General features: G+C 70.3%; 28 protein-coding genes and 1 tRNA gene. 12 read left to right on the forward strand and 17 right to left on the reverse strand.

All coding sequences use genetic code 11. The features are described 5' to 3' along the window. Positions 1–129 precede the first annotated feature (129 nt). Positions 130–450 (forward strand): hypothetical protein, encoded by a 321-nt coding sequence (locus PKA16_RS06590; RefSeq protein ID WP_324401612.1) that lies wholly within the window; start codon positions 130–132, stop codon positions 448–450. Positions 451–752: 302 nt separating this feature from the next. After that, positions 753–1,091, forward strand: a complete 339-nt coding sequence (locus tag PKA16_RS06595) for a CAP domain-containing protein (RefSeq protein WP_324401614.1) — start codon at positions 753–755, stop codon at positions 1,089–1,091. 62 nt (positions 1,092–1,153) lie between these two features. On the opposite strand, the gene adk is transcribed toward PKA16_RS06595, so the two are convergent. The 8 genes from adk to PKA16_RS06635 all read right to left on the reverse strand — a co-directional run bounded on the left by adk (position 1,154) and on the right by PKA16_RS06635 (position 7,820). Beyond that, a complete protein-coding gene (gene adk / locus PKA16_RS06600) occupies positions 1,154–1,810 on the reverse strand; it encodes an adenylate kinase (RefSeq protein ID WP_324401616.1) in 657 nt (218 codons plus the stop codon). Positions 1,811–1,916: 106 nt separating this feature from the next. Beyond that, the gene (gene kdsB, locus PKA16_RS06605; RefSeq protein ID WP_324401618.1) at positions 1,917–2,678 is read right to left on the reverse strand and encodes a 3-deoxy-manno-octulosonate cytidylyltransferase; all 762 of its coding nucleotides are present in this window, start codon (positions 2,676–2,678) and stop codon (positions 1,917–1,919) included. Beyond that, complete coding sequence (locus PKA16_RS06610; protein WP_324401620.1) at positions 2,675–4,363, reverse strand: carboxylesterase family protein; 1,689 nt, start codon at positions 4,361–4,363, stop codon at positions 2,675–2,677. The genes kdsB and PKA16_RS06610 overlap by 4 nt, the downstream gene beginning before the upstream one ends. Positions 4,364–4,442: 79 nt before the next feature. Beyond that, on the reverse strand, positions 4,443–4,652 hold the full coding sequence (locus PKA16_RS06615) for a Trm112 family protein (protein ID WP_324401622.1): 210 nt from the start codon (positions 4,650–4,652) through the stop codon (positions 4,443–4,445). Positions 4,653–4,665: 13 nt separating this feature from the next. After that, positions 4,666–4,998, reverse strand: a complete 333-nt coding sequence (locus tag PKA16_RS06620) for an SMR family transporter (RefSeq protein ID WP_324401624.1) — start codon at positions 4,996–4,998, stop codon at positions 4,666–4,668. 52 nt (positions 4,999–5,050) lie between these two features. Next, positions 5,051–6,106, reverse strand: a complete 1,056-nt coding sequence (gene lpxK, locus PKA16_RS06625; RefSeq protein WP_324401626.1) for a tetraacyldisaccharide 4'-kinase — start codon at positions 6,104–6,106, stop codon at positions 5,051–5,053. A gap of 73 nt (positions 6,107–6,179) precedes the next feature. Beyond that, complete coding sequence (locus tag PKA16_RS06630; RefSeq protein ID WP_324401628.1) at positions 6,180–6,590, reverse strand: biopolymer transporter ExbD; 411 nt, start codon at positions 6,588–6,590, stop codon at positions 6,180–6,182. 585 nt (positions 6,591–7,175) lie between these two features. Further along, a complete protein-coding gene (locus PKA16_RS06635) occupies positions 7,176–7,820 on the reverse strand; it encodes a MotA/TolQ/ExbB proton channel family protein (protein WP_324401630.1) in 645 nt (214 codons plus the stop codon). Between the two features lie 354 nt (positions 7,821–8,174). Here PKA16_RS06635 and xseA point away from each other — a divergent pair, with 354 nt between their 5' ends. Together xseA and PKA16_RS06645 are read left to right on the forward strand one after the other, a co-directional pair. Continuing rightward, positions 8,175–9,557 carry an exodeoxyribonuclease VII large subunit gene (gene xseA / locus PKA16_RS06640; RefSeq protein ID WP_324401632.1) on the forward strand — a complete coding sequence of 461 codons (1,383 nt, stop codon included), beginning with the start codon at positions 8,175–8,177 and terminating at the stop codon, positions 9,555–9,557. 80 nt (positions 9,558–9,637) lie between these two features. Further along, a complete protein-coding gene (locus tag PKA16_RS06645; RefSeq protein ID WP_324401634.1) occupies positions 9,638–10,219 on the forward strand; it encodes a Fe-Mn family superoxide dismutase in 582 nt (193 codons plus the stop codon). Positions 10,220–10,288: 69 nt separating this feature from the next. Here the strand turns inward: PKA16_RS06645 and PKA16_RS06650 are convergent, their stop codons facing one another. Both PKA16_RS06650 and PKA16_RS06655 read right to left on the reverse strand, forming a co-directional pair. Continuing rightward, positions 10,289–10,756 carry a DUF192 domain-containing protein gene (locus PKA16_RS06650; RefSeq protein WP_324401636.1) on the reverse strand — a complete coding sequence of 156 codons (468 nt, stop codon included), beginning with the start codon at positions 10,754–10,756 and terminating at the stop codon, positions 10,289–10,291. Positions 10,757–10,865: 109 nt separating this feature from the next. Next, positions 10,866–11,114, reverse strand: a complete 249-nt coding sequence (locus PKA16_RS06655; RefSeq protein ID WP_324401638.1) for a hypothetical protein — start codon at positions 11,112–11,114, stop codon at positions 10,866–10,868. Positions 11,115–11,321: 207 nt separating this feature from the next. Here PKA16_RS06655 and icd point away from each other — a divergent pair, with 207 nt between their 5' ends. After that, a complete protein-coding gene (gene icd / locus PKA16_RS06660; RefSeq protein WP_324401640.1) occupies positions 11,322–12,575 on the forward strand; it encodes an NADP-dependent isocitrate dehydrogenase in 1,254 nt (417 codons plus the stop codon). A gap of 171 nt (positions 12,576–12,746) precedes the next feature. Here the strand turns inward: icd and PKA16_RS06665 are convergent, their stop codons facing one another. The 7 genes from PKA16_RS06665 to uvrC form a co-directional block, all read right to left on the reverse strand. Next, positions 12,747–13,748, reverse strand: a complete 1,002-nt coding sequence (locus tag PKA16_RS06665; RefSeq protein WP_324401642.1) for a DnaJ domain-containing protein — start codon at positions 13,746–13,748, stop codon at positions 12,747–12,749. Positions 13,749–13,891: 143 nt separating this feature from the next. Then, positions 13,892–15,826, reverse strand: coding sequence for a SurA N-terminal domain-containing protein (locus PKA16_RS06670; RefSeq protein ID WP_324401644.1), 1,935 nt, complete (start codon positions 15,824–15,826; stop codon positions 13,892–13,894). 77 nt (positions 15,827–15,903) lie between these two features. Continuing rightward, a tRNA-Val gene (locus PKA16_RS06675) sits at positions 15,904–15,979 on the reverse strand. A 17-nt stretch (positions 15,980–15,996) separates the two neighbouring features. Then, a complete protein-coding gene (locus PKA16_RS06680) occupies positions 15,997–16,269 on the reverse strand; it encodes an HU family DNA-binding protein (RefSeq protein ID WP_324401647.1) in 273 nt (90 codons plus the stop codon). A 291-nt stretch (positions 16,270–16,560) separates the two neighbouring features. Next, entirely contained in the window at positions 16,561–17,475 is a 915-nt protein-coding gene (locus PKA16_RS06685) for a DMT family transporter (RefSeq protein ID WP_324401649.1), read from the reverse strand. A 28-nt stretch (positions 17,476–17,503) separates the two neighbouring features. Then, on the reverse strand, positions 17,504–18,067 hold the full coding sequence (pgsA, locus tag PKA16_RS06690; protein ID WP_324401651.1) for a CDP-diacylglycerol--glycerol-3-phosphate 3-phosphatidyltransferase: 564 nt from the start codon (positions 18,065–18,067) through the stop codon (positions 17,504–17,506). A gap of 222 nt (positions 18,068–18,289) precedes the next feature. Continuing rightward, positions 18,290–20,269 (reverse strand): excinuclease ABC subunit UvrC, encoded by a 1,980-nt coding sequence (gene uvrC, locus PKA16_RS06695; protein ID WP_324401652.1) that lies wholly within the window; start codon positions 20,267–20,269, stop codon positions 18,290–18,292. Between the two features lie 56 nt (positions 20,270–20,325). Here uvrC and earP point away from each other — a divergent pair, with 56 nt between their 5' ends. The 7 genes from earP (at position 20,326) to ubiG (ending at position 26,832) form a co-directional block, all read left to right on the forward strand. Next, a complete protein-coding gene (earP, locus tag PKA16_RS06700; RefSeq protein WP_324401654.1) occupies positions 20,326–21,435 on the forward strand; it encodes an elongation factor P maturation arginine rhamnosyltransferase EarP in 1,110 nt (369 codons plus the stop codon). Between the two features lie 179 nt (positions 21,436–21,614). Next, positions 21,615–22,169, forward strand: a complete 555-nt coding sequence (gene efp, locus PKA16_RS06705; protein WP_324401656.1) for an elongation factor P — start codon at positions 21,615–21,617, stop codon at positions 22,167–22,169. Between the two features lie 100 nt (positions 22,170–22,269). Then, entirely contained in the window at positions 22,270–23,142 is an 873-nt protein-coding gene (locus PKA16_RS06710) for a TIGR00730 family Rossman fold protein (protein WP_324401657.1), read from the forward strand. Between the two features lie 112 nt (positions 23,143–23,254). After that, complete coding sequence (locus PKA16_RS06715) at positions 23,255–24,502, forward strand: sugar phosphate isomerase/epimerase family protein (protein WP_324401659.1); 1,248 nt, start codon at positions 23,255–23,257, stop codon at positions 24,500–24,502. Positions 24,503–24,513: 11 nt separating this feature from the next. Continuing rightward, on the forward strand, positions 24,514–25,002 hold the full coding sequence (locus tag PKA16_RS06720; protein ID WP_324401661.1) for an S-ribosylhomocysteine lyase: 489 nt from the start codon (positions 24,514–24,516) through the stop codon (positions 25,000–25,002). Continuing rightward, complete coding sequence (locus PKA16_RS06725) at positions 24,999–26,144, forward strand: sedoheptulose 7-phosphate cyclase (protein ID WP_324401663.1); 1,146 nt, start codon at positions 24,999–25,001, stop codon at positions 26,142–26,144. Before PKA16_RS06720 ends, PKA16_RS06725 begins: the two co-directional genes overlap by 4 nt. After that, on the forward strand, positions 26,122–26,832 hold the full coding sequence (gene ubiG / locus PKA16_RS06730) for a bifunctional 2-polyprenyl-6-hydroxyphenol methylase/3-demethylubiquinol 3-O-methyltransferase UbiG (RefSeq protein WP_324401665.1): 711 nt from the start codon (positions 26,122–26,124) through the stop codon (positions 26,830–26,832). The genes PKA16_RS06725 and ubiG overlap by 23 nt, the downstream gene beginning before the upstream one ends. Position 26,833: the final 1 nt, after the last annotated feature.

Genomic DNA, 26,833 nt, shown 5'->3' on the forward strand with positions numbered 1-26,833 from the left:
TGGGTGCCGGCTCGACATGTGGTTGGTCCGGGACGATCTTCATCGAGGAGACCTGCAATGCGAAAATCCATGATTGCCATTGCCTTGGCGCTGGCTGGAATCAGCAGCCCGTAACACGCCGGGGTTGGCGTGTTTGTCGGCGTCAGCTACGCGTTCGGCGCGGGGGGCAACAGCGGCCCTGCCATCAACCTGATGGCCACCACCTCCAGGCGCAGGAACCGGGCGATCGGCGCTGTGGGCGTGGCCTTCTACCCGACCTCGACGGACCTGAAAGTCGGCATCCCGGTCGGCATCGGCTATCAGGGCAACCACGTGGCCGGACTCGCCGGCTATGACTTCCTGCAGGACAAGTTCTTCATCGGTGCCGGCTACGCGAACACCCGGCGCAAGTCGACGACCACATCCGTGACGCCGCCCCAGGACGACACTCCCCCTCCTAATGAAGGTTGACGCGCCAACGTCACGATTCCTTCGCGTTGTAGAAGGGAGTGCCGGGATTCTCCCTCGCGCGCACGGTTCCATCCGCCCAGACGGACCCAGGCCAGATGATTCCCGATGACCAGCACCGCAGCTCCGGCGCCCTGCTGTGTGCCCTCCTGTGCGCCCTGATCGCGGCCTGCGGGGGTGGCGGCGACGGCGACGCTCCGTCACCTGGCGATCCCTTGCCCGGGCCGACGCTGCCGAACCCGCCTCCGCCGGACCCATCTCCGCCGGATCCATCGCTGCCCGCCGGAATACAGGCTTGCGGCGACATGGCGGCACTGAACTGGAGCCCGGCGCTGGCCACGGCGGCCCAGCGCCATTCGATCGACATGGCGCTGAACAACCGTTTTGACCACACCGGCTCCGATGGCAGCACGGTGGACGAGCGCATCCGGGACGCCGGCTACAGCGCGACGGCCTGGGGCGAGAATATCGCGGCTGGCTACGGAACGGTCGACAAGGTAGTGGCAGGCTGGCTCGCCAGCCCCGGCCACTGCAAGAACATCATGTTGGCCAATTACGCCGACTTCGGCGCCAGCTGCGTCTATCGAAGCGCGACGACCTACGGCAGCTACTGGACCACGGACTTCGGGCGTTCAACGCGCTGACGGCCGGCGAATCGAGACTCAGGCCGCGCGACCAGCGCGCGGCGCCGGCTTGCAGCCGCGGCTCAGCTCGCCAGCGCCGCCAGCGCGCGCGCGGTGATTTCTTCCACCGCCCCGGTGCCGTCGATGGCACGGTATTTCGGCGCCGCCGCCGCGTCGGCCTGGGCCCAGTTGCTGTAGTAGTCGACCAACGGGCGCGTCTGCTGGCTGTAGACCTCCAGGCGCTTGCGCACGGTTTCTTCCTTGTCGTCGTCGCGCTGCACCAGCGGCTCGCCGGTGACGTCGTCCTGGCCGGCCACCTTGGGCGGGTTGAACTTGACGTGGTAGGTGCGGCCCGAGGCCGGGTGGCTGCGCCGGCCGCTCATGCGCTCGATGATGGCGTCGAAGGGCACGTCGATCTCCAGCACGTAGTCGAGCTTGACGCCGGCCTCCTTCATCGCCTCGGCCTGCGGGATGGTGCGCGGAAAGCCGTCGAACAGGAAGCCCTGCGCGCAGTCGGGCTGGGCGATGCGCTCCTTGACCAGGTTGATGATGAGCTCGTCGCTCACCAGGCCGCCCGCGTCCATCACGCTCTTGGCCTGCAGGCCCAGCGGCGTGCCGGCCTTGACTGCGGCACGCAGCATGTCGCCGGTGGAAATCTGCGGAATGCCGTAGTGCTGGCAGATGAAGGCGGCCTGCGTGCCCTTGCCGGCCCCCGGCGGGCCCAGAAGTATCAGTTTCATCGTGCTCCTCCAGAGATGCGGTCCCGCGGCAGCGGCTCGCGCCAGATGGGCTGCCGGCGTGCTTGGGATGGGTCGGCAACCAAGAATAGCATGCGCGGCGCGGGGCTCAGGCCGGCCAGAGCGCGCGCACGCGCGCCAGGTCCTCGGGCGTGTCGACGCCCGGGCTGGGCGCCGCGTGCGTCACGTGCACCGCGATGCGGTGGCCGTGCCAGAGCGCGCGCAGCTGCTCCAGCGCCTCGCACTGCTCCAGCGGCGCCGGCGCCAGCCGGGCAAAGGCGCGCAGGAAGCGCGCGCGGTAGCTGTAGAGGCCGATGTGGCGCAGCGGCGCCGGGGCGCTGGGCAGGGCCTGGATGCCGCCGGCGAAGCCGTCGCGCCACCAAGGCAGGGGCGCGCGCGAGAAGGTCAGTGCCAGGCCCTGCGCGTCGGTGACCACCTTCACCACGTTGGGGTTGACGAAGTCCTCGACACGCTCGATCGGGTGCGCCGCCGTGCCCATCTCGGCCTGAGCGTGCCCCGCCAGCAGGCCGGCCACGGCGTCGATCAGCGCTGGCTCGATCAGCGGCTCGTCGCCCTGCACGTTGACCACCACCGCGTCGCCGTCCAGGCCCAGTGTCTCGCAGGCCTCGGCCAGGCGGTCGCTGCCGCTGGCGTGGTCGGCGCGCGTGGCGATGGCCTGCACGCCGTGCGCGGCGCAGGCGTCCAGGATCCGGGGCGCGTCGGCGGCCACCACCACGCGCGCCGCGCCCGAGCGCGCGGCGCGTTCGGCCACGCGCACCACCATCGGCTTGCCCGCGATGTCGGCCAGCGGCTTGTCCGGCAGCCGGGTGGAGGCCAGCCGCGCCGGGATCAGGACGGTGAAGTCGCTCATTCGACCGCGATCCGCGCCTGCGTGTCGTCGGCGTCGAACACCAGCACCCGCGGCCAGTTGGGCCAGGACGTGCCGAGGGCGGCATGGTTGGGGTCGCCCGTGCGCGCGAAGCGGGCCAGGCACGCCATCATGGCTTCGGAGAGTGCCAGGCGGCCGGCCCGGTTGGCGTCGCTTGCAATCACGTTGGCATACAGCGAAGGGCCGAAATTGCCCAGCACGAAGGCCAGGTCGAAGGCGTGCGCGGCACCGTAGATCTCGTTCCAGGGGGCGGCTTCCTGGCGCCAGTCGAAGCGATAGCTCCACACCTGGCCCGGCTGGCGCGTGACCAGCGCGTCCAGCAGGTTGTCGCGCAGGGCGGTGAAGAACCGGGCGTCCAGGGCCGCGATCGCGGAGTCGTAGGCCGCGCCGTCCGGGTAGGCCGGATCGATGATGTCGCCGAAGCGCGCGGCCCGGGCCCGCGCCGGGTCGAACAGGATCGGAAACAGCTGCGCGTCCGTCAGCCGGATGCCCGGTGCATGACCGACCAGGGGCAGGTAGGACGAAAGCAGCCTGGATTCGCTGGCGGTCATGCCGGCCAGCACCGGCACCTCGGGTCCCTCGTCGGCCAGGATGGCGGCAATCGGGTCCTGGGCCACCACGGTGCCTTCGGGGATCGGTCCCGAGGCCGTGGTGTTGCCGATGCCGGCCACGCTTTTCAGCCCGACCTGCAGGATGGTGCGTGCCGGCTTGGCGCGCAGGTAGGCGGCGATCTCGGCGTTCGAATGCGCCTGCGCCCAGGCCAGGGCGGCCTCGGCGTCGGCGACGGAGCCGTCGTCGATCAGCAACTTGGCCAGCAGCAGGCCGGACATCTGTTCGTAGAAGGCCGGCGGGTTCAGCGCCGGGATGTAGCCGTGATTGCCCTTGAGATCGTTCGCGGGCTGCGGAAAGCCCGGGCTGGTGGCCACCGAGATGCCGCCCGACAACGGCACCAGCTTGTGGAACAGGCCGGCGCTGCGCCGGCCCGGCGCCGTTGCCACCGCCAGGATGTTGATGGCGCCGGCGGACTGGCCCGACAGCGTCACGTTGTTCCGGTCGCCGCCGAAGGCCTCGATGTTGTCCTGCACGAAGCGCAGCGCGGCGAGGATGTCGAGCACGGCGTAGTTGCCCGACTGGTCGTCTTCGGTGAGCGTGGGGTCGACCGCGGTGTCGCGCAATGCCGGGTGGCGGAAGAAGCCGAGCTGCCCGAGCCGGTAGTTGGCCGATACCACCACCGCGTTGGCGCCGTGCGCCAGCGCCGCGCCGTCGTACATCGGGTCGCCGCTGTAGCCGGTGATGTTGCTGCCGCCATGGATGAACACGATCACCGGCAGGCCGGTGTCGGCGCTGGCCGGGCGCCAGATGTTGAGCGACAGGCAGTCCTCGCTGCCGGGCGTGTGGCCGCTCGCCAGGTTGTCGCCCACCGTGGCGTCGAAGGTGTTGGCGTTGCCGGGGCTGTACAGGCGCGGGTTCTGGATGCAGGAGGCACCGAACTGCGTGGTCGGCAGGATGCCGCTCCAGGGGTCGGGCGGACGGGGGGCCTTCCAGCGCAACGCGCCTTCGGGAGCCTTGGCAAACGGGATGCCCTTCCAGGACCAGGTGCCCGAACGCGCGCGATCGTCCGCGCCTTCGATCTGGCCGTACCGGGTGTTCCTGAGCAAGGGGTTCATGGTGTGGTCGATGCCCTGGCTTGGGGCTGGCGGGGCGTCGCGGGGCGGGCTGCCCGCGCCACCCCATCGCGGGCGGTTGTCATTCCACCAGCGGCGTGCGCGGCGGCAGCGCCTCCAGTTCCTCGTCGCCGAGGGTGCGTGCCTCGTCTTCCAGCATGATCGGGATGCCGTCGCGGATCGGGTAGGCCAGGCGCGCCGAGCGCGAGACCAGCTCCTGCTTCGCGCGATCGTAGTCCAGCGGTCCCTTGGTGACCGGACAGACCAGCAGTTCGAGCAGCTTCGGGTCCATGGGCTTCACGTGTTCAGTGGGTGGATGATTTCGACAGCAGGTTCAGCACCAGCACGCCGGCAACGATCAGGGCCATGCCGGCCACGGCCGCCGCGTCCAGTCGCTGGCCGTAGAGCCACCAGCCGGCCAGCGCAATCAGCACCGTGCCCAGGCCCGACCAGATCGCATAGGCGACTCCGACCGGGATGCTGCGCAGGGTCAGGGCCAGCAGCCAGAATGCCAGGCTGTAGCCGCTGGCGACCAGCAGCGAGGGGGCCAGGCGCGTGAAGCCGTCGCTGGCCTTGAGCGCGCTGGTGGCGACGACTTCGCAGACGATGGCGCCGGTCAGCAGCAGCCAGGGATTCACGGCGATGCGGGCCGGCGCCGGGCGCGGGCCGTTGGGGGGCTGGACGGGACGGTCATGTTCGGTCGCAGTTTAGCGTCGTGGCCGGATCTTGCCGTGACTGCAGCCGGGCGACCAGCGCCTCGACCAGGCCCGCCGGCAGGTCCAGCTCGAGCGGGACCGCCCATGCCTCGGGGTGGCGGCGCCAGAGCTTGGCGGCGTCCTTCTCGGTGCAGACCAGGGGCAGCAGGGGGTCGGGCGCGGGCGTGATTGCGTCGAGCGGATCGTGGTCGGGCAGCGCGAGCTTCGCCGCCAGCACCAGGCCGGCGTCGCGCAGCATGTCGAAGAAGGCCTCCGGCCGGGCGATCGCAGCCAGCGCGGTGACGCGCTGCCCGCGCAGGCTGGCGAGCGCCACGCGCGTGCCGTCGGCGCGCAGCGCGTGCGTGGCCAGGCGGCGCACGCTGGCAAAGACGCGGCGGTCGTCGGGCGCGGCCTGCGTGCGAACAAGCTGCGCGGCCGGGGCGGGTTCGGTCCACAACACCAGGTCCACCGCGCGCGGCCAGGGCTCGCGCAGCGGACCCGCCGGCAGCAACCAGCCGTTGCCGACACCGCGCGCGTCGAACACGCAGAGCTCGACGTCGCGCGCCAGCGCCAGGTGCTGCAGGCCGTCGTCACACAGCAGGAGGTCGACCTCGGGATGCCGTGCCAGCAGGGCGCGGCCGGCATCGGCGCGGCGCCGCGCGACGAATACCGGAACGTCGGCGCGGCGGCGCAGCAGCAGCGGCTCGTCGCCCACGTCGCGCGGGTCGGCGCCAGACTCGACCGCGCGCGTGTCGGTGCTGCGCCGGCCGTGGCCGCGCGAGACGATGCCCGGGTGCCAGCCGCGCGCACGCAGCTGCGCGGCCAGCGCCAGCGTGGTCGGGGTCTTGCCGGCGCCGCCGGCGACCACGTTGCCGACCACGATCACCGGCACCGGCAGGCGCGTGGCGCGCCGCCAGCCGAGGCGATACAGGCCGCGGTGCAGCGCCGCCAGCGCGCCGTAGGCCAGCGACAGCGGCCACAGCAGGCACGCCAGCGGCCCGCGCCGGGTCCAGGCGCGGCGCAGGCGGTGTTCGGGTGCGGGGGCGGGCATGGCGGGTCGGCAGGGCGAAGGCCCGGCGCGGCCGGGCGCCACCATTCTGTCATCGCGCCACGCGGCGCCCTGGTCAGGAGCCGGTCTGGGCGGCGAAGGTGATGTGCGTCAAACCCAGCCGGCGTGCCGCTTCCATCGCCGTCACCACCGCCTGGTGCGTTGCGGCGGCGTCGGCGCTGATGATGAGCACGCCGTCGGGCTGCGCCTCGGCGGCGCGCAGGGCGTCGGCGATGGCCTCGGCGCTGCGGTCGGCCAGCGGCTGGTGGTCCACCGCATAGCGTCCGTCGGCGGCGACCGCGATGACGACTTCCTTCGGCCGCTCCTTTTGTGCATCGGCGTTGGCCACCGGCAGGGTCAGCTGCAGCTCCGTGAAGCGGCTGTAGGTGGTGGTCAGCATCAGGAAGATCAGGATCACCAGCAGCACGTCGATGAACGGCACCAGGTCGATGCGGGGCTCTTCGGGCTTGCGCGCGTGGAAGTTCATCGCTTCCGGGGCTCCATCCGGCGGTGTGCGGTTCGCGAAGCACCGGGTGGCACGGCCCCAAGGGCAGCGCAGCCGGTCGGCCATGCAGGGCCCCGGGTTTCGCGGGCCACGCCTGCGTTCCCTTGAGGGGGGAGGCGCGGGATCCCGAAGCGCGTGGCGCGACAGGGGGGTGTCGCTTCAACCCCGATCCGGCCGTTCGATGCGCCCGCCAGTGCTGTTATCGGCGTGCCAGGCAAGGGTGCGTGCTGCGGCTCCAAGGGCCCCTGCGCGCCTGGAGGCAGCGCGAACGGGTGCGGCCCCTGGCCGCACCGCGCCCGGGCATGCCGCGCGACGCGCAACGCCGCATGGCGCGGCGAGGGCACTGCGGGCGGGTGCATGGCGCGCTCGCCCAGCCGGTGCGCCTGATCGAAGCGGTCAAGCCCATTGTTCATGCGGCTTTCAACAAGTTCGCGAGCAGTCAATTGCCGGATTCGGGTTCCATGGTCCATGCCGCCGCGCCCGCCGCCTCGATGGGGCCCCGTGCATCTCCATTCCAGGGGGGCTGGCACGCAGCGACACGGGGGCTTGCCCAGCGTTGCCTTCACGTCATGCGGCCCGCTCGCCGGGGCACAGCGGCTCCAGGTGGCGGGCAAAGCGTTCGGCTGCCAGTTCCAGTTCCATCACGTAGCCATTCACGCGCGCGCGAAAGTACTGCCAGAAGAATAGCGCCGGGATCGCGATGATCAGGCCGAACGCGGTGTTGTAGAGCGCCACCGAGATGCCATGCGCGAGCTGCGCCGGATTGCCGCCCGAGAGCGCGCCGGTGGGCGCCTGCGAGCCGAAGATCTCGATCATGCCGATCACGGTGCCGAACAGGCCGAGCAGCGGCGCGCCCGAGGCAATGGTGCCGAGCGCCGGCAGGTAGCGTTCGAGCTGGTGCGCGGCGGTGCGTCCCGCCGCCTCCAGGGCAGCGCGCATGTCGGCCGCGGTGCAGCCCGGCGTGGCATTGATGGCGCGCCAGCCGGCCGCCAGCACCTGGCCGAGCGTGGAGTGCTGCTCGAGCTGCGCCACCACGTCCGGTCCGGGCACGGCGGTGCGCGAGACTTCGATGGCTTCGTCCAGCAGGCCGGGTGTCAGCACGCGCGAGGTCTTGAGCGAGACGAAGCGTTCGACCACGAAGGCCAGCGCCAGGACGGAACACAGGATCAGGGGCCAGATCGGCCAGCCGGCGGCTTGTATGATCGACAGCAAAAGCGGGTCTCCAGGGAGATTCTCGGGCCACGCGCAGGGGCGTGCCGAAGCGGTCGGATGCAGAGGGGCGATTATCCACCAGCCGCTGCGCCGCTCCGCCCACCGCGTGCCGGGGTGATGCACGCTTTCTGTGGATAACTTTGTGGGCAACCGCCGGTGCAGGCGCCGGCAGCCCAGGATTCATGCGGGTTGTGGCCTTTTGCTGAATTGTTGTGCAATAAAAATCTATTGTAAATCAATAAGTTACACGCAAACATGGGGCCTGCGCGTGCCCTGTGTGAAGGAGTTCACGATTCGTTACGCGCTGTGGAAGATTGCGCCCCGCGCAGCGCACGAAACACCTCGCCAAGCCGCATGAATGCTCACTTTTCCACGCTGGAGCCAAGCTCTGCGCCACGTGTCTGGGAGGTTGGCGCGCTGACCCGCGCGGTGGCGGATGCGCTCGAGGCGCGCTTCAACCCGGTGGCGGTGCGTGGCGAGGTTTCGGGCTTTGCGCGGGCCACCAGCGGGCACTGCTATTTCACCCTGAAGGACTCCGCCGGGCAGTTGCGCTGTGCCATGTTCCGCCGCGCCGCCAGCTTGCTGGACTTCGTGCCGCGCGAAGGCGACCAGGTCGAATTGCGCGGGCGCCTGTCGGTCTACGAGGCGCGTGGCGACCTGCAACTGGTGGTCGAGTCGATGCGGCGCGCCGGGCAGGGCGAGCTGTTCGAGCAGTTCCTGCGGCTCAAGGCCCGGCTCGAGGCCGAAGGCCTGTTCGACCCGGCGCGCAAGCGCGCGCTGCCCGCCATGCCGCGCGGCATCGGCATCGTCACCTCGCTCGGCGCGGCGGCGCTGCACGACGTGCTGACGACCCTGGTGCGGCGCGTGCCGCACATCCCGCTGCTGGTGGCGCCGGCGGCGGTGCAGGGTGCCGACGCGCCGGCCGAGCTGGTGGCCGCGCTCGAGCGCCTCTATCCGCTTGCCCGCACCCCGGCCGTCGGCCTGGCGCCACTCGACCTGATCCTGCTGGTGCGCGGCGGCGGCTCGATCGAGGATCTTTGGGCCTTCAACGACGAGCAGCTCGCGCGCACCCTGGCTGCCAGTCCGGTGCCGGTGATCTCGGGGGTCGGCCACGAGACCGACTTCACGATCGCCGACTTCGTCGCCGACCTGCGCGCCCCCACGCCCACTGCCGCGGCCGAACTCGCCAGCGCGCCGCGTGCGCAGTGGCTGGACATCCTGGCCGAGCGGGAGCAACGCCTGCAGCGTGCCCTGCGCCGACGCCTCGATGACGAGGCGCAGCGCGTCGACCGCCTGGCCGCGCGCCTGGGCCGTCCGTCCGGGGTGCTGGCGGCCGAACAGGTGCGGCTGGCACGCGCCGCCGAGCGCGTGCAGCATGCCGCGCGCTGGCGCCTGCAGCAAGAGCAGGCCCGGCTGGACCGGCTGGCCGAGCGGCTGCCACGCGCACCGGCGCCGCAACTGCAGGCCGCGCGCCTGGGTCTGCAGCGGCTGGCCGAGCGCCTGCCAGCCGCCGCGCGGGGCCGGCTCGAGAGCGCGCGCGAACGCGTCGAGCGCGCCGCCCTGCGGCTGGACCTGCTTGATCCGCGCCTGGTGCTGGAGCGTGGCTACGCCTGGCTGGAGGACGCCCAGGGCCAGCCGCTGACGCGGGCCGCGCAGGCCCGGGTCGGCGCGGCGCTGACGGCCACCTTGGCCGATGGCAAGGTTGATCTGAGCGTGCGTGGGCGGCATTTGCGCTGAGTTCCTACAATGGACGGTCGCTGGCCCGCCCTGTTGCGAGGCGGGCCGCTTCCCGATTCACGAGACAAGGAGAACACGCCATGGAACACACCCTGCCGCCACTGCCCTACGCCATCGACGCACTGGCGCCGCACTACAGCCAGGAGACGCTGGAATACCACCACGGCAAGCACCACAAGGCCTACGTCGACAAGCTCAACGAGCTGCAGAAGGGCACCGAATTCGAGAACATGGAGCTCGAGGCGATCATCAAGAAGGCCAGCGGCGGCATCTTCAACCAGGCCGCCCAGGTGTGGAACCACACCTTCTTCTGGAACTGCATGAAGCCCGCCGGCGGCGGCGCACCCAGCGGCGCGCTGGCCGACGCCATCAACAAGAAGTGGGGCAGCTACGCCGACTTCCGCAAGGCCTTCGTCGCCAGCGCCGGCGGCAACTTCGGCAGCGGCTGGACCTGGCTGGTGAAGAAGGCTGACGGCAGCCTCGACATCGTCAACACCAGCAATGCCGGCACCCCGCTGACGGCCGGCGACAAGCCCATCCTGACGGTGGACGTGTGGGAGCACGCCTACTACATCGACTACCGCAACGCGCGACCCAAGTTCGTCGAGTCCTTCTTCGACAACCTGGTGAACTGGGACTTTGCCGCCAGCAATTTCGCCTGATCGCGATCGATCCGCAGCAAAAAAGCCGCCTTCAGGCGGCTTTTTTCATGATCGTCGGCGATCGCCCTGTCAGGGCGCCTTGAACATCGGCCCACGCAACCGGTGGCCAGGCGCGATGCGGCGGCTGGCAAACCAGCCCTGGTTCATCTCCAGCACGTAGCGCACCGGCTCCGCCGAGCAATGGCTGGCCTCGTCAAGCGGCTGCATGTCGGCCAGGTTGACGATGCGGCCGTCGTCGGCGACGAAGGCCGCGGTGAGCGGGATCAGCGTGTTCTTCATCCAGAAGCACTGGACGCCGGCCTGCTCGAACACGAACAGCATGCCCTCGTGCTGCGGCATCTCGCGCCGATGCATCAGCCCGATCTGGCGTTGCTCGAAGCTCGCCGCCACCTGGGCATCGATGCGGTACATGCCGATGGCGAGCGTGGTGCGCGGCAGGTCGAGCTGGGGCGTGCCGGCTGGCGCCGCCGCGCTCGCAGGGGCGCTCAGCGCGGTCGTGGCAAGCAGGACGAGGGGCAGGACAAGGCGCAGCAGCATGGGGACTCGCTCCAGAAGGGCCCGATGTGGCGCAGCCATTCGATCACGCCGGGCGCAGGACGGGAAATGCCCGCCGAGGCGGGCATTTTCGCGTACCTGGTCGCAGGTTTCAGGCTTTGTGCTTGCGCGCCTTCCGGGTGTGCCTGGCGGTCTTGCGGGCCTTGTTGTGCTTCTTCGCCTGCACCTGGGGCGCGGCCTGCGTCGGCGCAGCGCTGGCCGGCGCCGCGGCTGGGGCTGGCGCCGCGGCGGGCGCTGCGGCCACGGCAGGCGCTGCCGGTGCGGCGGAACCGGCCGGCGCTTGCGCGTAGGCCGTGGTGGCGATCAGGCCGGCCACCAGGGCGCCGATGAGCTTGGACATCTGGATGATCCTTTGCATGAAGTGATGAAAGCCCCCGGACGGGCCGGGTGGCGGCGTCTCAACGGCTGCCGGGGCGGCGCGGTTGACGTGCCGCGCGCGGTTTCATCGGGCCGGTGCCGTGCGCGACCTGGCGCGCCACGGGGCCCTGCGTTTCGCCCGCGACGCCACACTAGAATCACTCCGCACAGTCATCGGAGCAGCATTGCCATGAATCAGCACGTCAAGGTTCCCGCCGCCGGCCAGAAGATCACCGTCAACCCCGACTACTCGCTGAACGTGCCCGACCAGCCGATCATCCCGTTCATCGAGGGCGACGGCACCGGCGTCGACATCACGCCGGTGATGATCAAGGTGGTCGACGCCGCCGTCGAGAAATGCTATGGCGGCAAGCGCCGCATCCACTGGATGGAGGTCTACGCCGGCGAGAAATCCACCCGCGTCTACGGTCCCGACGTCTGGCTGCCGCAGGAGACGCTGGACCTGCTGCGCGAGTACGTGATCTCGATCAAGGGGCCGCTCACGACGCCCGTGGGCGGCGGCATCCGCTCGCTCAACGTGGCGCTGCGCCAGGAGCTCGACCTCTACGTCTGCCTGCGCCCGGTGCAGTATTTCCGCGGCGTGCCGAGTCCGGTGAAGGAGCCCGAGAAGGTCAACATGGTGATCTTCCGCGAGAACAGCGAGGACATCTACGCCGGCGTCGAATGGGAGGCCAAGAGCGCCAACGCGCGCAAGCTCATCAAGTTCCTGGTCGAGGAGATGGGCGTCAGCAAGATCCGCTTCCCCGAGAGTTCGGGCATCGGCATCAAGCCGGTGTCGATCGAAGGCACCGAGCGCCTGGTGCGCAAGGCGATCCAGTACGCCATCGACAACGACAAGCCCAGCGTCACCCTGGTGCACAAGGGCAACATCATGAAGTACACCGAAGGGGGCTTTCGCGACTGGGGCTACGCGCTGGCCCAGCGCGAATTCGGCGCCGAGCCCATCGACGGCGGCCCGTGGTGCCGGCTCACCAACCCGAAGACCGGCGGCGAGATCATCATCAAGGATGCGATCGCCGACGCCTTCCTGCAGCAGATCCTGCTGCGTCCGGCCGAATACTCGGTCATCGCCACGCTGAACCTGAACGGCGACTACATCAGCGACGCGCTGGCGGCCCAGGTCGGCGGCATCGGCATCGCCCCCGGCGCCAACATGAGCGACTCCGTCGCCTGCTTCGAGGCCACGCACGGCACCGCGCCCAAGTACGCCGGCAAGGACTACGTCAACCCCGGCTCCGAGATCCTCAGCGCCGAGATGATGCTGCGCCACATGGGCTGGACCGAGGCCGCCGACAAGATCATCAGCTCGATGGAAGCGGCGATCCAGAGCAAGCGCGTCACCTACGACTTCGCGCGCCTGATGGAAGGCGCGACCCAGGTCAGCTGCTCGGGGTTTGGGCAGGTGATGATCGACCACATGTAAGCCGCCGGTCCCGAAGCGCCGCGGGAGCGCCTGGACGGGTTGCTGGTTGCGCGTGGCTGAGACCTGCCTGAACAGGCTGGCCACCATCCCGCGACCGACAACCGCTCAGCACGGACGATCTCGGCCAAAGCAACCCACCATCAGTCCACCCTGCTGATGGTCCTCGGAGCCTCACCCAGACCGACCCTGCCAGCTGTCCACCAACCGACCCCATGCCGCCATCCGATCGCCGGCTGGCGTGCCGGCCGTCCCGGAGTTGCTCGCCACCAGCCGATCGATCGCGGCCTCCTGCTCGGGGTTCAACTCGTCCGGGAACAGGGGCACGACGGTGACGATGCAGTCGGCTGCCTGGGCATTGTCGGCCCACGGCAGGCCGGCGTTCCGGATGCGGTAGTTCAGGTGGCCGCGCCTTAGCCTCATCTGCTGCAGCCCGCGCGGGGTCGGGACTTCGATCCAGCGGTTGGCCATCCAGGCAAAGCCGTCGACGGGCACCTCGCACTTCAAGGTGCCGTCGGCTTCGGCCGTGAAGAACTCGTGCGGCTTCAGCGCCACGCGCACGCGCAGCGCCAGCTCGTGCGGGGGCCTGCCTTGCACGCGGGCGGTGACATCGAGCAGGTCGCCGGCGCGCGCGCCCGGCGCGATCTGCAACCGGCAGCGGTATTTGCTTGGCGGCGCCTTGCCGCTGCCCGCGCAGGTGGTACAGCCCCGGTGCGTCTGCCCGTGTCCATGGCAGGCCGTGCATTCGACCGTGGGCGAAACCCAGGCGAACCAGAGGTACTGGCGGATGCGGCCGGTGCCATGGCAGGCGCGGCACGGGGTCGGCTGCCGTTGCAGGCCGCTGCCTTCGCAATCGGCGCAGTCTTCGATCACTTCGCCTCGTAGCTCCCGGACGCAGCCGGTCACCACTTCCTCCAGCGAGAGGCTGACGGAGTGCTCGACGATGGGCTCCTCCGCACCTGACGTGGGGTCTTCGGTTCCAGCTCCCTGTTCGCGCCGGGCCTGGCGGATCACCTCCAGCGCCCGATTGATGCGCTGGATCTTGCGCAGGGCGTGCGGGCTCTTGTTGCGGTCCGGGTGCCAGCGCGCGGACAGGCGGCGCCAGGCCGCCTTCACCTCGGCATCGCTGCAGCCCGGTGCCAGGCCAAGTTCTCGGTAAGGGTCGTCGAGGTCCATGATTTGCTGCAGCGCAGCATGTTAGCAGGCGCGGCTTGCGGCCGCGATGGCCACCGCCGAGCACCGGGCTTCGGCACCCGGCAGCGCGTGAAAACGCCACCGCAGGGCGGCTTTCGCGTTCCCGCGCCGGCAGTGGCCAGGACTTATTCGGTGGCTGGCGCCAGCTCGCCGGGCGCCGGGCGGGGCACCAGGATCTTCGCCTTGTAGCGGGCCTTCAGCAGGTCGTAGTAGCTGCGCACCTCGGTGCTGTTCCACAGCTGGGCGTAGCTGGCGCGCAGCTGGGCCGATTCGGCCGGGGCCCGCAGGGCCGGCGGCAGCACCTTGTCCACGCGTGCGATCGCGTAGCCCTGCGCGCCCAGGTCGACGCCGACGAAGGCCGGCAGCTTGTCCGGATCCACGCGCAGCACGGCCTCGACCACCGCCTGCGGCTGCTGGCGCGGGTCGTCGCGCGAAATCGTGATGGTCGCCGGCAGGTCGGTGGCGCTGGCGGGATCGGCCTGCCAGGCCTTGAGCCGGGCCTCGCCCGCCGCGCGCGCGGCCTGGGCTCCGCGTTCCTGCAACCAGGCGTCGCGCACCTCGTCCTCGACCTGCTCGAATGGCCGCGCGTGCGCCGCCGTGTGTTCGAGCACGCGGCCGGCGGCGAGCTGGTTGGCGCCGACTTCGGTGGCCTCGGTGTTCATCTTGTTGTTGACCACGTCACCGCTGAACAGCGCGTTCAGGAACTTGGCGCTGGCCAGCGCGCCGCTGGCGCCGGGCGCTGGCGTGCGCGTGACCTCGGCCGTGTGGATCGTCAGGTGCAGCTGCTCGGCCACCGGCTTGAGGCTGTCCGACTGCTCGTAGACGCCGTTGGTGAAGGCCTCGGCCATCTCGCTGAAGCGCGCCTGTGCCTGTTGCGTGCGCAGCTGGTCGGACAGCCTGGCGCGCAGCTCGTCGAAGGGTGGCACCTGGGCCGGCTTGATCGCGGTGAGCTCGATGATGTGGTAGCCGAAGTCGCTTTCCACCAGGTCGCTGATGTCACCCACCTTGGCCAGCTTGAAGGTGGCCTGGGCAATCGCGGGGTCGGTGCCGCGGGCGAGCTGGAAGAAGCCCAGGTCGCCGCCGCTCGCCGCGCTGATCTCGTCCTGCGACGACTTGCGCGCGACCTCGGCAAAGCGGGCCGGGTCGGCGCGCACCTGCTGCAGCAACTGCTCGGCGGTGGCGCGTGCCTTCTCGCGTTCGGCCGGGGGCTCGTCCCGGGGCGCCACGATCAGGATGTGGCTGGCGCGGCGCTCCTCGGGCGTGCCCAGGGTGGCGGCGTTCTGTTCGTAGTAGGTCTTCAGCTCGGCGTCGCTCACCGTGATGCTGTTCTTCACGCTGTCCAGGTCGAGCACGATGTACTCGACGCGCGCCGACTCGGGCTCCTCGTATTGCGCCAGGTGGGCCTGGTAGTAGGCCTGCAGTTCCTGCGCGCTCGGCTTCAGGTCCGCCACATGGGCGGCCGGCGTGAACGGCACGACCTGTACCTCGCGGCGCTCCAGGAAGGCGCCCATGGTCGCGTCGACCTGGGCCTGGGCCACGATGTCGGAGTCGGCAATGCCGCCCAGCACCTGCTGCACCGACAGGTTGGCGCGCAGGCGTTCCTCGAAGCCCTCGGGCGTCAGGCCCTGCGTGGCCAGCAGGCGCTTGTAGCCTTCCATGTCGAGCCGGCCCTCGGCGTCGCGCAGCGCGGCGATGCTGGGGTCGGCCTGCAGCGCGCCGGCCAGGCGCGCGTCGCTCACCAGCAGGTGCTCCTGCTGCGCTGCCAGCGCCAGCACGCGGTCGCGCACCAGGCGCTCCAGCGATGCGTACTTCATGGCCGGCGAGTCCAGCAGGTTCAGGTCGACGTTCGGGTTGGCGGTGCGCGCCTGGTCGACGTCCTGGCGGTGCGCGTTGTCCCAGTCGGTCTGGGTGATGGCGCTGCCCCCCACCTCGGCGACCTTGCTGGCCCCTTCGTTGAAGCGCCCGTAGCCTTCGATGCCGAAGAACACGAAAGAGGGAAAGACCAGCAGGAACAGGATCCACATCATGATCTTGTTGTGCTGGCGGATGGCGTCGAACATGCGGAAGACTCTTGGCAGGCCGGTGTGGCCGGTGGAACAAGAAAAAAGGCGAACCGGTGGCTCGCCTTGTCGTCAATTGGTGGGTGCTGACGGGGTCGAACCGCCGACCTACGCCTTGTAAGGGCGCCGCTCTACCAACTGAGCTAAGCACCCGCCGAACCGACGTGCAGTCAGTTCACGGCGTCCTTCAGCGCCTTGCCCGGACGGAACTTCGGTACCTTGGCGGACTTGATTTTAATCGTTGCGCCGGTGCGCGGATTGCGGCCGGTGCGCGCTGCGCGCTTGCCGACGGCAAAGGTGCCAAAGCCCACCAGCGACACCGTGCCACCCTTGCGCAGCGTCGTCTTGACGGCGCCGATCGTGGCTTCCAGCGCGCGCGTGGCCGCGGCCTTGGAAATGTCGGCGTTCTTGGCGATGTGTTCAATCAGCTCGGTTTTGTTCACGAAGGTGCCCCTCTTGCAAGAATGATCCAGGAATCCGCGGCTCGCGTGCCGGGCATGGGCGGTGCACCGGCTGCCAGTCGCGCCGCGTTCGCCCCTCCCTGGCGCCAACCGTCGGCCCCGTGGGCGCCGACCGGTGTTGCGCAGCCGACGCGGGTTGGCGCGGCGCGGGCAAAGCAGGTCAGCGAGCGCCGCATTCTAGACCCTTTCCCGGGTCGCGCACCCCCGGTTTTCCCCGGGTTGTCGCGCCGGCGCAAGGCCCACGCGCGAAGAATCGCCGGCCCGGTGAAACATTCACGCTTTCGTGTCCGGACCGTTGCCGCGCAGCACCAGGGCGACCCCCGCGGCGGTCAGGGCGATGCCGCCGAGGATGGTCGGCGTGAGCGCCTCGCCAAACAGCAGCCAGGCCATCAGGGCCGTGGCCGGGGGCACCAGGTACATCAGGCTCGCCACCGAGGTGGCGGCACCGCGCTGGATCAGCAGGAACAGCAGCGAGCTGCCGCCCAGCGTCAGGCCCAGCACCGACCAGGCCATGGCACCAGCCGATTCCACGTTCCAGACGAAAGGCTGCGGCTCCAGCCAGGCCAGGGGCGCGGTCACCAGCGCGGCCGCCAGCAACTGCACGGTGTTGGCGCTGCGCACGTCGCAGGGTTCGAGGTGGCGCTTCTGGTAGAGCGTGCCCGCAGTGATCGAAAGCAGGGCCAGGACGGCCCAGGCCATGTTGGACGCGCTCACCTGGTCGCCCGCGCTGCCCGCGCCCAGCTTGCGCCAGACCACCAGCACCAGGCCGGCGAAGCCGAGCAGCAGCCCGCTCCACTGCCGGCCGCCGACCCGATGCGCGCGGCTGCCGAAGGCCGACAGCCAGATCGCCGTCAGCACCGGCTGCAGGCTGACGATCAGGGCCGACAGCCCGGAGCCCATGCCGGCCTTGACGGCGGCCCAGACCCCGCCCAGGTAGCCGCCGTGCATCAGCACGCCGGTGACGCCGAGGTGCAGCCACTGGCGCGCACTGCGGGGCCAGCGCACGCGCGCCCAGGCGATCCACAGGCCGAAGCAGGCAATCGACAGCAGGTAGCGCAGCAGCAGGAAGGTGAACGGCGGCGCATGCGGCATGCCGTAGCGCGCCACGATGAAGCCGGTGGCCCAGATCAGCACGAACACCGCTGGCATCCAGCGCAGCAGCAGGCGCCGGCGGTCGGTTTCGTTCATCGGGCGGCGCGGCCGGCAGCGGGGTGGTTCAGCGCACCCGGGCGCGGATTTCGGGCAGCGCCTTCTGCAGGTAGTAGCCCATCGACCACACCGTCAGCACCGCGGCCAGCCAGATCAGCCACTGGCCCCACAGCCGCGTGTTCAGGCCGAGCAGGGTGTCGTCGTAGAGCAGGAACGGGATCGCCACCATCTGCACCGCCGTCTTCACCTTGCCCAGCATGTGCACGGCCACGCTCTTGCTGGCTCCGATCTTGGCCATCCATTCGCGCAGCGCCGAGATCGCGATTTCGCGGCCGATGATGATCAGCGCCACGAACACGTCGACGCGCTGCAGGTGCACCAGCACCAGCAGCGCGGCGCACACCAGGAACTTGTCGGCCACCGGATCGAGGAAGGCGCCGAAGGCCGAGGTCTGGTTCAGGCGGCGCGCCAGGAAGCCGTCTAGCCAGTCGGTGGCGGCAAACACCATGAACATCAGGGTCGCCGCCAGATTGCGCACCTCGGTCGCGAGCGGCAGGTAGAACACGCCGACGATCAGCGGGATGGCGACGATGCGCGTCCAGGTCAGGATCGTGGGCAGCGTCCAGAACATGGGGAGTCATTGTGGCATGGCGCTCCGGATCGGTGCCGCCGCACCCGGGATCGGCCCGCGGCCCGGGAATCGAGGGCTTGCCGGTGCCCCCAGTCGGGCGTCCGAGCGCGGAGAACGCCGAGGTGGCGCACGGGACGCAAGACGAATCTCCTGGAATTCCCGTCAGCGATTTCCGCGCGCTCCCGGCGCCCCCGCATTCGGCTGTTCGAGTCTTCCGCGCGCTCAGTGCAGCGCGCGGTAGATGGCCTCGGCCAGCGCGCGCGAGATGCCGTCAACGGTGGCGAGGTCTTCCACGCTGGCGGCTTCGACGCCGCGCACGCCGCCGAAGCGCTGCAGCAGGCGCGCGCGCTTCTTCGGGCCGACGCCCGGGATCTCCTCGATGCGGCTGCCGCCCACGCGCACGCGGGCGCGCTGCGCGCGCATGCCGGTGATGGCAAAACGGTGCGCCTCGTCGCGGATCTGCGCCACCAGCATCAGCGCCGCCGAGTCCTTGCCCAGGGTCGCCTTGGGGCGGCCGTCGGCAAACACCAGTTCCTCCAGCCCGACCTTGCGGCCTTCGCCCTTCTCGACGCCGACGATCAGCGCGACGTCGAGCGCGAGCTGCTCGAACACCTCGCGCGCCACGCCGACCTGGCCCTTGCCGCCGTCGATCAGCACCAGGTCCGGCATGCGCACGGTGGCGGCGTTGCCCTGCTCGGCCAGCGCCTCGGCGATCTTGCCGTAGCGGCGCAGCAGCACCTGGCGCATGGCGGCGTAGTCGTCGCCCGGGGTGATGCCCTCGATCTTGTAGCGGCGGTACTCGCTGCTGGCCATGCGGTGGTGCTGGAACACGACGCAGCTTGCCTGCGTCGCCTCGCCCGCCGTGTGGCTGATGTCGAAGCACTCGATGCGCAGCTCGTCCAGGCGTTCGGTCGGCAGGTCCAGCGCCTCGGCCAGCGCGCGCGTGCGCGCCTGCTGCGAGCCCTCCTCGGCGAGCAGCCGGGCGAGTTGCAGGCCGGCGTTCTGCTCGGCCATCTCGAGCCAGACGCGGCGCTGGCCGCGCGGGGCGTCGGTGGCGTTGATGCGCCGCTCTTCCTTGTCCGCGAGCGCCTGCAGCAGCGCGGGCGATACCGGCGCGCTGGTGATGAGCTGCGCCGGCACGGGCTGCCCCAGGTAGTGCTGGGCGACGAAGGCGTCCAGCACCTGCGTCTCGATGCTGCGCGGCGCGGTCTCCTCATCGTGCGCGGCCAGCGCCTGCGCGTCCTCGATCTGGCTCGGGAAGTGGGCGTGGTCGCCGAGGTGGCGGCCGCCGCGCACCATGGCCAGGTTCACGCAGGCGCGCCCGCCCTGCACCTTGACGGCGACGATGTCGACATCGGCGTCGCCGCCCACGTCCACCGCCTGCTGGTGCAGCACGCGCGAGAGCGACTGGATCTGGTTGCGCAGCGCCGCGGCCTGCTCGTACTCCAGCGCGTCGGAATGCGCCATCATGCGGCGCTCCAGCTCCTGCAGCAGGTCCTGGGTCTCGCCGCGCAGGAACTGCTCGGCGTGCGCCACGTCGGCGGCGTAGTCGGCCTGGCTGATGTAGCGCACGCAGGGCGCCGTGCAGCGCTTGATCTGGTAGAGCAGGCAGGGCCGCGTGCGGTGCGCGAACACCGTGTCCTCGCAGGTGCGCAGGCGAAACACCTTCTGCAGCAGCTCGATGGTCTCCTTCACCGCCCAGGCGCTCGGGTAGGGGCCGAAGTAGCGGTTGTGCTTGTCGGTGGCGCCGCGGTAGTAGGCGATGCGCGCGTAGCCCGCAGCAGGCGGGTGGCCCTCGCCGGTGTCCACGGGGTCGGCGCCGGTGCCGCTGAGCTTGAGGTAGGGGTAGCTCTTGTCGTCGCGAAAGAGGATGTTGTACTTGGGCGCGAGCTGCTTGATCAGGTTGTTTTCCAGGATCAGCGCCTCGGCCTCGGAGCGCACCACCGTGGTCTCCAGGCGCGCGATGCGGTTCACCATGTGACCGATGCGCGTGCCGCCGTGGTTCTTCTGGAAGTAGCTGGCGACGCGCTTCTTCAGGTTGCGTGCCTTGCCGACGTAGAGCAGCTGGCCCGCCGCGTCGAAATAGCGGTAGACGCCCGGCAGGCCCGGCAGCGCCGCCACCTGCGCCAGCAGCTCGGGCGCGTGCGCGGGCGGGGTCGGTGCCGGCGGATCGGCGGGCGGCGGCGCGGCGGGGTCGCTCATGACGGCCAGTTTACGAGCCGGCGGCATCCCCCGGGCCGGGCAGGCACAATCGGCCGATGCCCGCGCCGGCACTCACCTGGGACCTGTTCTGCCGCGTCATCGACAACCACGGCGACCTGGGCGTGAGCTGGCGCCTGGCGCGCGGCCTGGCGGCGCGCGGCCAGCAGGTGCGCCTGTGGGTGGACGACGCCAGCGCGCTGGCCTGGATGGCGCCGGGCGCATTGGAGGGCGGCGTGCCCGGCATCGAGGTGCTGGCCTGGGAGCAGGCGCAGGATGCGCGCCGGCTGGCGACGCTGGCGCGCGCCGATGTCTGGATCGAGGCCTTTGGCTGCGAGCTGCCGCCCGCCTTCGTTGCCTGGGGCGCGCGCCAGGCGGCGCCGCCACCGGTCTGGCTCAACCTGGAATACCTCAGCGCCGAGCCCTGGACCTTGCGCATGCACGGCCTGCCGTCGCCCGTGCAGCGCGGTCCGGCTGCGGGCTGGACCAAGTGGTTCTTCTACCCCGGCTTCGGCGCCGGCACCGGCGGCCTGCTGCGCGAGCCCGAGCTGCCCGCGCGCCAGGCCGCCTTCGACCGCGCCGCCTGGCTGGCCGTGCAGGGTGTGGCCTGGCACGGCGAAATGCTGCTCTCGCTGTTCTGCTACGAGCCGCCGCCGCTGGCTGCCCTGCTGCAGCAGCTGCAGTCGGCGCCCGCGCCCAGCCATCTGCTGGTCACCGCCGGACGCGCGGCGCAGGCGGTGCAGGCCGCCCTCGGCGGCGGCGAGCTGCCCGGGCAGGCGCGGCACGGGCAGCTCAGGCTGACCCGGTTGCCGCTGCTGCCGCAACCCGCCTACGACGAGCTGCTGTGGGCCTGCGACCTGAACTTCGTGCGCGGCGAGGATTCCCTGGTGCGCGCGCTGTGGGCCGGGCAGGGGTTCGTGTGGCAGCCCTATCCCCAGCACGACGGAGCGCATCGGGCCAAGCTGGCGGCCTTCCTCGACTGGCTGGCGGCGCCGCCAGCACTGCGGGCCATGCACGCGGTCTGGTCCGGCCTGGAGGCCGCGCCGCTCCCGTCGCTCGACCCGTCCGCCTGGCGCGCGGTGGCGCGGGCCGCACGCGAGCGCCTGTGCGCGGAGCCCGATCTGGTCACGCAACTGCTTGGCTTCGTGCACGAAAAAATAGTAAAATAAAAGGCTTTGCAGAAACGGCCGGCCTGGTTGGACGAGTGCAACAGTCCGGCTGCAAGCGCACGCCGTTGCCCGGCGCGCGGGCCGTCCGGCCGCATGGCTGGTCCGCTCGCGCACGGCCGGCCCGCTCGCGCGGGCACGCGCGGCGTCCAGCGCTCCTCCACTCACTGGAACCCCTAGCCATGAAACTCGCCCAGGAAATCCGCGCCGGCAACGTCATCATGAACGGCAAGGACCCGATGATCGTGCTGCGCACCGAATACGCCCGCGGTGGCCGCGGCGCCGCCACGGTGCGCATGAAGCTCAAGGGCCTGCTCACCAACACCGGCACCGAAGTCGTCTTCAAGGCCGACGACAAGCTCGACCAGATCATTCTCGACCACAAGGAGTGCACCTACTCCTACTTCGCCGACCCGATGTACGTCTTCATGGACGGCGAGTACAACCAGTACGAGGTCGAGGCCGAGAACATGGGCGACGCGCTCAGCTACCTCGAGGACGGCATGGCCTGCGAGGTGGTGTTCTACGACGGCAAGGCGATCTCGGTCGAACTGCCCACCAGCGTCGTGCGCGAGATCACCTGGACCGAGCCGGGCGTCAAGGGCGACACCTCGGGCAAGGTGCTCAAGCCCGCCAAGATCGCCACCGGTTTCGAGGTCGCGGTGCCGCTGTTCGTCAACCAGGGCGACAAGATCGAGATCGACACCCGTACCGGCGAATACCGCAAGCGCGTCTGAGGAAATTCGGCGCCCCGAGCTGAAAAAAGCCCCGATCGGGGCTTTTTTATTGGACCGCAATCGCACACGAATGGTTACAGTGTTCCCTAAGATGGCGGCGATGGAAACTACCGAAGACCTCAAGGAATCGTCGCGCGACGCCGTCATCCGCGCCTGGGCCACGCTGCAGGCGCACGCCGACAACGGCGGCCTGCTGACGCCCGACGCCTATCGGCTCGCCTTTGCCGATCCCGAGTTCCTGCTGCGCCCGGAGACGCGCGGCATCCGCTTCCAGCTCGAGCTGCTCAAGCCCGACATCGAACTGGCCGCCGCCGGCATCCACAGCACGGTGGTGGTGTATGGCGGCGCGCGCTTTGTCGCGCCGGACGTGGCCGAGCAGCAGCTCGCGGCCGCCCGCGCGAATGGCGACGCCCAGGCCCTGGCGGACGCCGAGCGCGCCATGCGCACCTCGCACCACTACGCCAAGGCGCGCGAATTCGCGCGCCTGGTGGCCAGCCACAGCCAGCAGCAGCGCCCGGAGGACCGGCTCTTCATCTGCACCGGCGGCGGCCCCGGCGTGATGGAGGCGGCCAACCGCGGTGCGCACGACGTCGGCATCCCCTCGGTCGGGCTCAACATCACGCTGCCGCACGAGCAGGCAACCAATCCCTACGTCACGCCGTACCTGGCCTTCAAGTTCCACTACTTCGCGCTGCGCAAGATGCACTTCATGATGCGCGCCAAGGCGCTGGTGGCGTTTCCGGGCGGCTTCGGCACGCTGGACGAGCTGTTCGAGGTGCTGACCCTGGTGCAGACGCGCAAGGTGCGGCGCGTGCCGATCGTGCTGTTCGGGCGCGACTACTGGAGCCGGCTGCTGAACCTGGAACTGCTGGTCGAGGAGGGCGCGATCGCGCTGGAAGACCTGCAGCTCTACCACCTGGTCGACGAGCCCGAGGAGGCCTGGGGCGTGATCCGGCAGTTCTACGGACTCTGAGCGACCCCGAGGCGCGGCCAGCGTGCCGCGCGATCTGGCCATCTCCTGACCTGCATCAGGACGTGGTTGCTGGCGGACGGCTATAAATTCGATTTTTGTCCCCCCGGCATCCATGGGCGCGATCCAGCTCAGCTACAGCACCTTCGGCCTCACCCAGCTCGGCTTCCTCGACGCCATCGACGCGGTGGACCGCGCAGGCTACGACGGCATCGAGATCTCCTTCCACCGCGACCAGTTCAACCCCTTCGACCTGAGCGAGGACGACCTGGCGGCGGTGCGCAAGCGCCTGGATGCGCGTCGCGTCAAGGCCGCCTGCGTGGCCACGGCCTCGCACTTCTTCGACCCGCAGCGCCCGCACGAGCCCTCGCTCATGACCCTGTCGCGCGCCGGCCGCCAGCGCCGCATCGACCTGGTGCGGCGCGGCATCGAAGTGGCGCGCAGCCTGGGCGTGTCGCTGGTGACCTTCGGCAGCGGCTTCGTGCGCGCCGAGCACGTCGCCAACCCCGGCGTCGATCCGGGCGAACTGCTGGCCGACTCCATCCACGAATGCCTGCGCGAGATCCGCGACGACGAGGACATCACGCTGCTGGTCGAGCCCGAGCCGGGCATGTACATCGAGACGCTGGAGCAGGGCCTGGCGCTGGTCGACCAGGTCGGCTCGCCCAGGTTCAAGCTGCACATCGACATCTGCCACGCCTACTGCTCCGAGACCGACTACATCGGCGCCCTGGGCCAGGCCGCGTCGCAGGCGCGCTACCTGCACATCTCGGACGCGCGCGCCGGCTGCAACCTGAAGGTGGTGGAGGACAGCGAGACCCTGGTGCCCAATCTCGACCGCACCAGCCTGCTGGTGCACTTCGGCGACACCAGCGAGTTCCTGCTGCTCGATCGCGCGCACCCGATGCACTTCTGCGAGGCGCCGCCGTCCGCCGCGCGCACGCGCCGCATCGAGGCGCTGCTGGCGCAGGCCGGTGTCGCGCAGGAGCCGGTGCGCGTCGACTACCGCAGCCTCTATGCCGGGGCCTCGCCGCTGGACGACGAGATCTTCACCTGGATGATCTCGGTGCCGGGCGTCGACTTCGACGTGCTCGAGCGCGCACGGCCCATCGTGGCCCACCTGCGCGGCGTGCGCGGCAAGCCGCTGATGGAGGGCATGGTCGCGAACACGCGCACCGGCATCGTGCACTTCCACGAGATTCCGGGCGAGGGCACGCTGGACTTCGCCGCCAGCTTCAAGGCCCTGGCGGGTGGCGGCTTCTCGGGCTACGGCTCGGTCGAGCTCTATCACCACGTGGCGTCGTGGCAGCAGGCGCTCCAGGATAGCTACCGCCACCTGGCGCCGTTCGCGACCGCGGTCTGAAGGGGGGGGCGATGACGGATCCGGAACGCCTCGGCTGGCCCGCGCACCTGGTGGGCGAACTCGACCACCGGCGGCTCAGGACGCCCAGCGTCAAGCTGCGCTCGGCGCGCACGGACGCCGGCGGCGACTGCGCCATCTACTGCGTCGACCTGCGCGTGCGCCGACCCAATGCGGACGAATACCTGACGGCGACCGAACTGCACTCGGTCGAGCACTTCCTGCTGGAAGGCTTCAGCCGCCTGCTGCCCGAGCACTTCGTCTCGGTCGGCCTGATGGGCTGCCAGACCGGCTTTTATCTGGTGTTCCGCGGCGAGGGCCACACCGAGGTGCTGCTGCCCGTGCTCGAGCGCATCCTGCAGGAGATGCAGCAGGCCGAGGCCGTGCCCTACGCCAGCATCGAGCAGTGCGGCAACTGGCGCAACCACAATCTGGCCGACGCCCAGCGCGTGGCGCGCGAGATCCTGGCGCGGCGCGCCGACTGGCTGGACGCAGCGGCATGAGCGGTGTGCCGACGCGCTGGCAGGTGCGCGCCCAGCGCCCCATTGCCTACGACGTCATCAAGACGCCGGGCCTGTTCGACCCGGCCTGCGACGCGCTGCTGGCGCATGGCCGGCCGCAGGGCCGGCGCTTCGTCGTCGTCGACGCCGAGGTCGCGCGCCACCACGGCGCGGCCATCCGCGCCTGGTTTGACGCGCGCGGCGTGCAGGCGCGCATCCAGGTCGTGCCGGGCGGCGAGGAGAACAAGACCATCGAGGTCTGGCAGGGCCTGCTGCGCGCGCTCGACGCCTTCCCCATCCACCGCCGCGACGAACCCATCATCGTCATCGGCGGCGGGGTGCTGACCGACGTCGTCGCCTTTGTCGCCGCCAGCTACCGGCGCGGCGTGCCGCACCTGAAGGTGCCGACCACGCTGATGGGCTACGTCGACGCGGCGCTCGGCATCAAGGCCGGCATCAACTTCAACGCGCACAAGAACCGGCTCGGCAGCTTCGAGCCGCCGCTGGCGGTGCTGCTGGACCCGACGCTGCTGGCGACGCTGCCGCGCCGCCACCTGATGAACGGCGTGTGCGAGATCATCAAGCTCGCCATCGTCCGCGACCGCGCCCTGTTCGAGGCGCTGGAGCGCGATGGTGCTGCCTGCGTTGCCGCGCGCTTCCAGGACGTGGCCAGCGAGGCCATCCTCGACGCCGCCATCGGCGGCATGCTGGACGAGCTCGCGCCCAACCTGCACGAGGACGAGCTGGAGCGCAAGGTCGACTTCGGGCACACCTTCAGCTATGGGCTGGAGGCCCGCCATGCCGACCGCCTGCTGCACGGCGAGGCGGTGCTGCTCGACATCCTGGTCTCCTGCCTCATCGCCGAGCGCCGCGGCCTGCTGCCGGCGGCCGACGCGGCGCGCATCTTCGCCCTGGTGCAGCAGCTCGAGATCGGCCTCGACTGCGCGCTGCTCGACGCCGGGCTGATGTGGGAGTCGCTGCTCGACCGCACCCTGCACCGCGACGGCCTGCAGCGCGTGCCCATGCCCGCCGGGCTGGGGCGCTGCGTCTTTCTCAACGACATCACGCGCGCCGAGCTCGACGCCGCGCTGCCGGCGCTGTGCGCCCGAATCCAGTCCAGCCATGAACCAGCCCTCGAACGTTGACCGCCAGGAGATCGACAAGTTCGATCGTGTCGCCCAGCTCTGGTGGAACCCCACCGGCAAGATGGGCATGCTGCACGTCATCAACCCGCTGCGCAGCCGGTTCGTGTTCGACCACGTCGACATCCGCGGTGCGCGTGCCGTCGACGTCGGCTGCGGCGGCGGCATCCTGACCGAGACCCTGGCGCGGGCCGGCGCGCAGGCCGTGGGCATCGACCAGTCGGAGCTGACGCTCAAGGTGGCGCGCCAGCACGCCGAGCAGGGCGGCCTCGCCATCGACTACCGGCTGCAGACGGTGGAGCAGATGGCCGAGCTCGAGGCCGGCAGCTACGACGTCGTCACCTGCCTGGAAATGCTCGAGCACGTGCCCGACCCGTCCGCGGTGATCGCCGCCTGCACGCGCCTGCTGAAGCCCGGCGGCCACGCCTTCTTCTCGACCATCAACCGCAACTTCAAGGCCTGGCTGTTCGCCATCGTCGGCGGCGAATACATCCTGCGCATCCTGCCGCGCGGCACGCACGAATACGCCAAGCTGATCCGCCCCGACGAGCTGCGCGGCTGGGCCCAGGCCGCCGGCCTGGACTTCATCCGGAGCGCCAGCCTCATGTACAACCCGCTGACGCGCAATTTCCGCGTCGCGCCGGGGCGCGAGGACGTCAACTACATGGCCAGCTTCGTCAAGCGTGCGTGAT

Origin of the sequence: Ottowia sp. (assembly GCF_035325765.1) — a bacterium.
In the GTDB taxonomy this organism is placed as follows: Bacteria; Pseudomonadota; Gammaproteobacteria; order Burkholderiales; family Burkholderiaceae_C; genus Ottowia.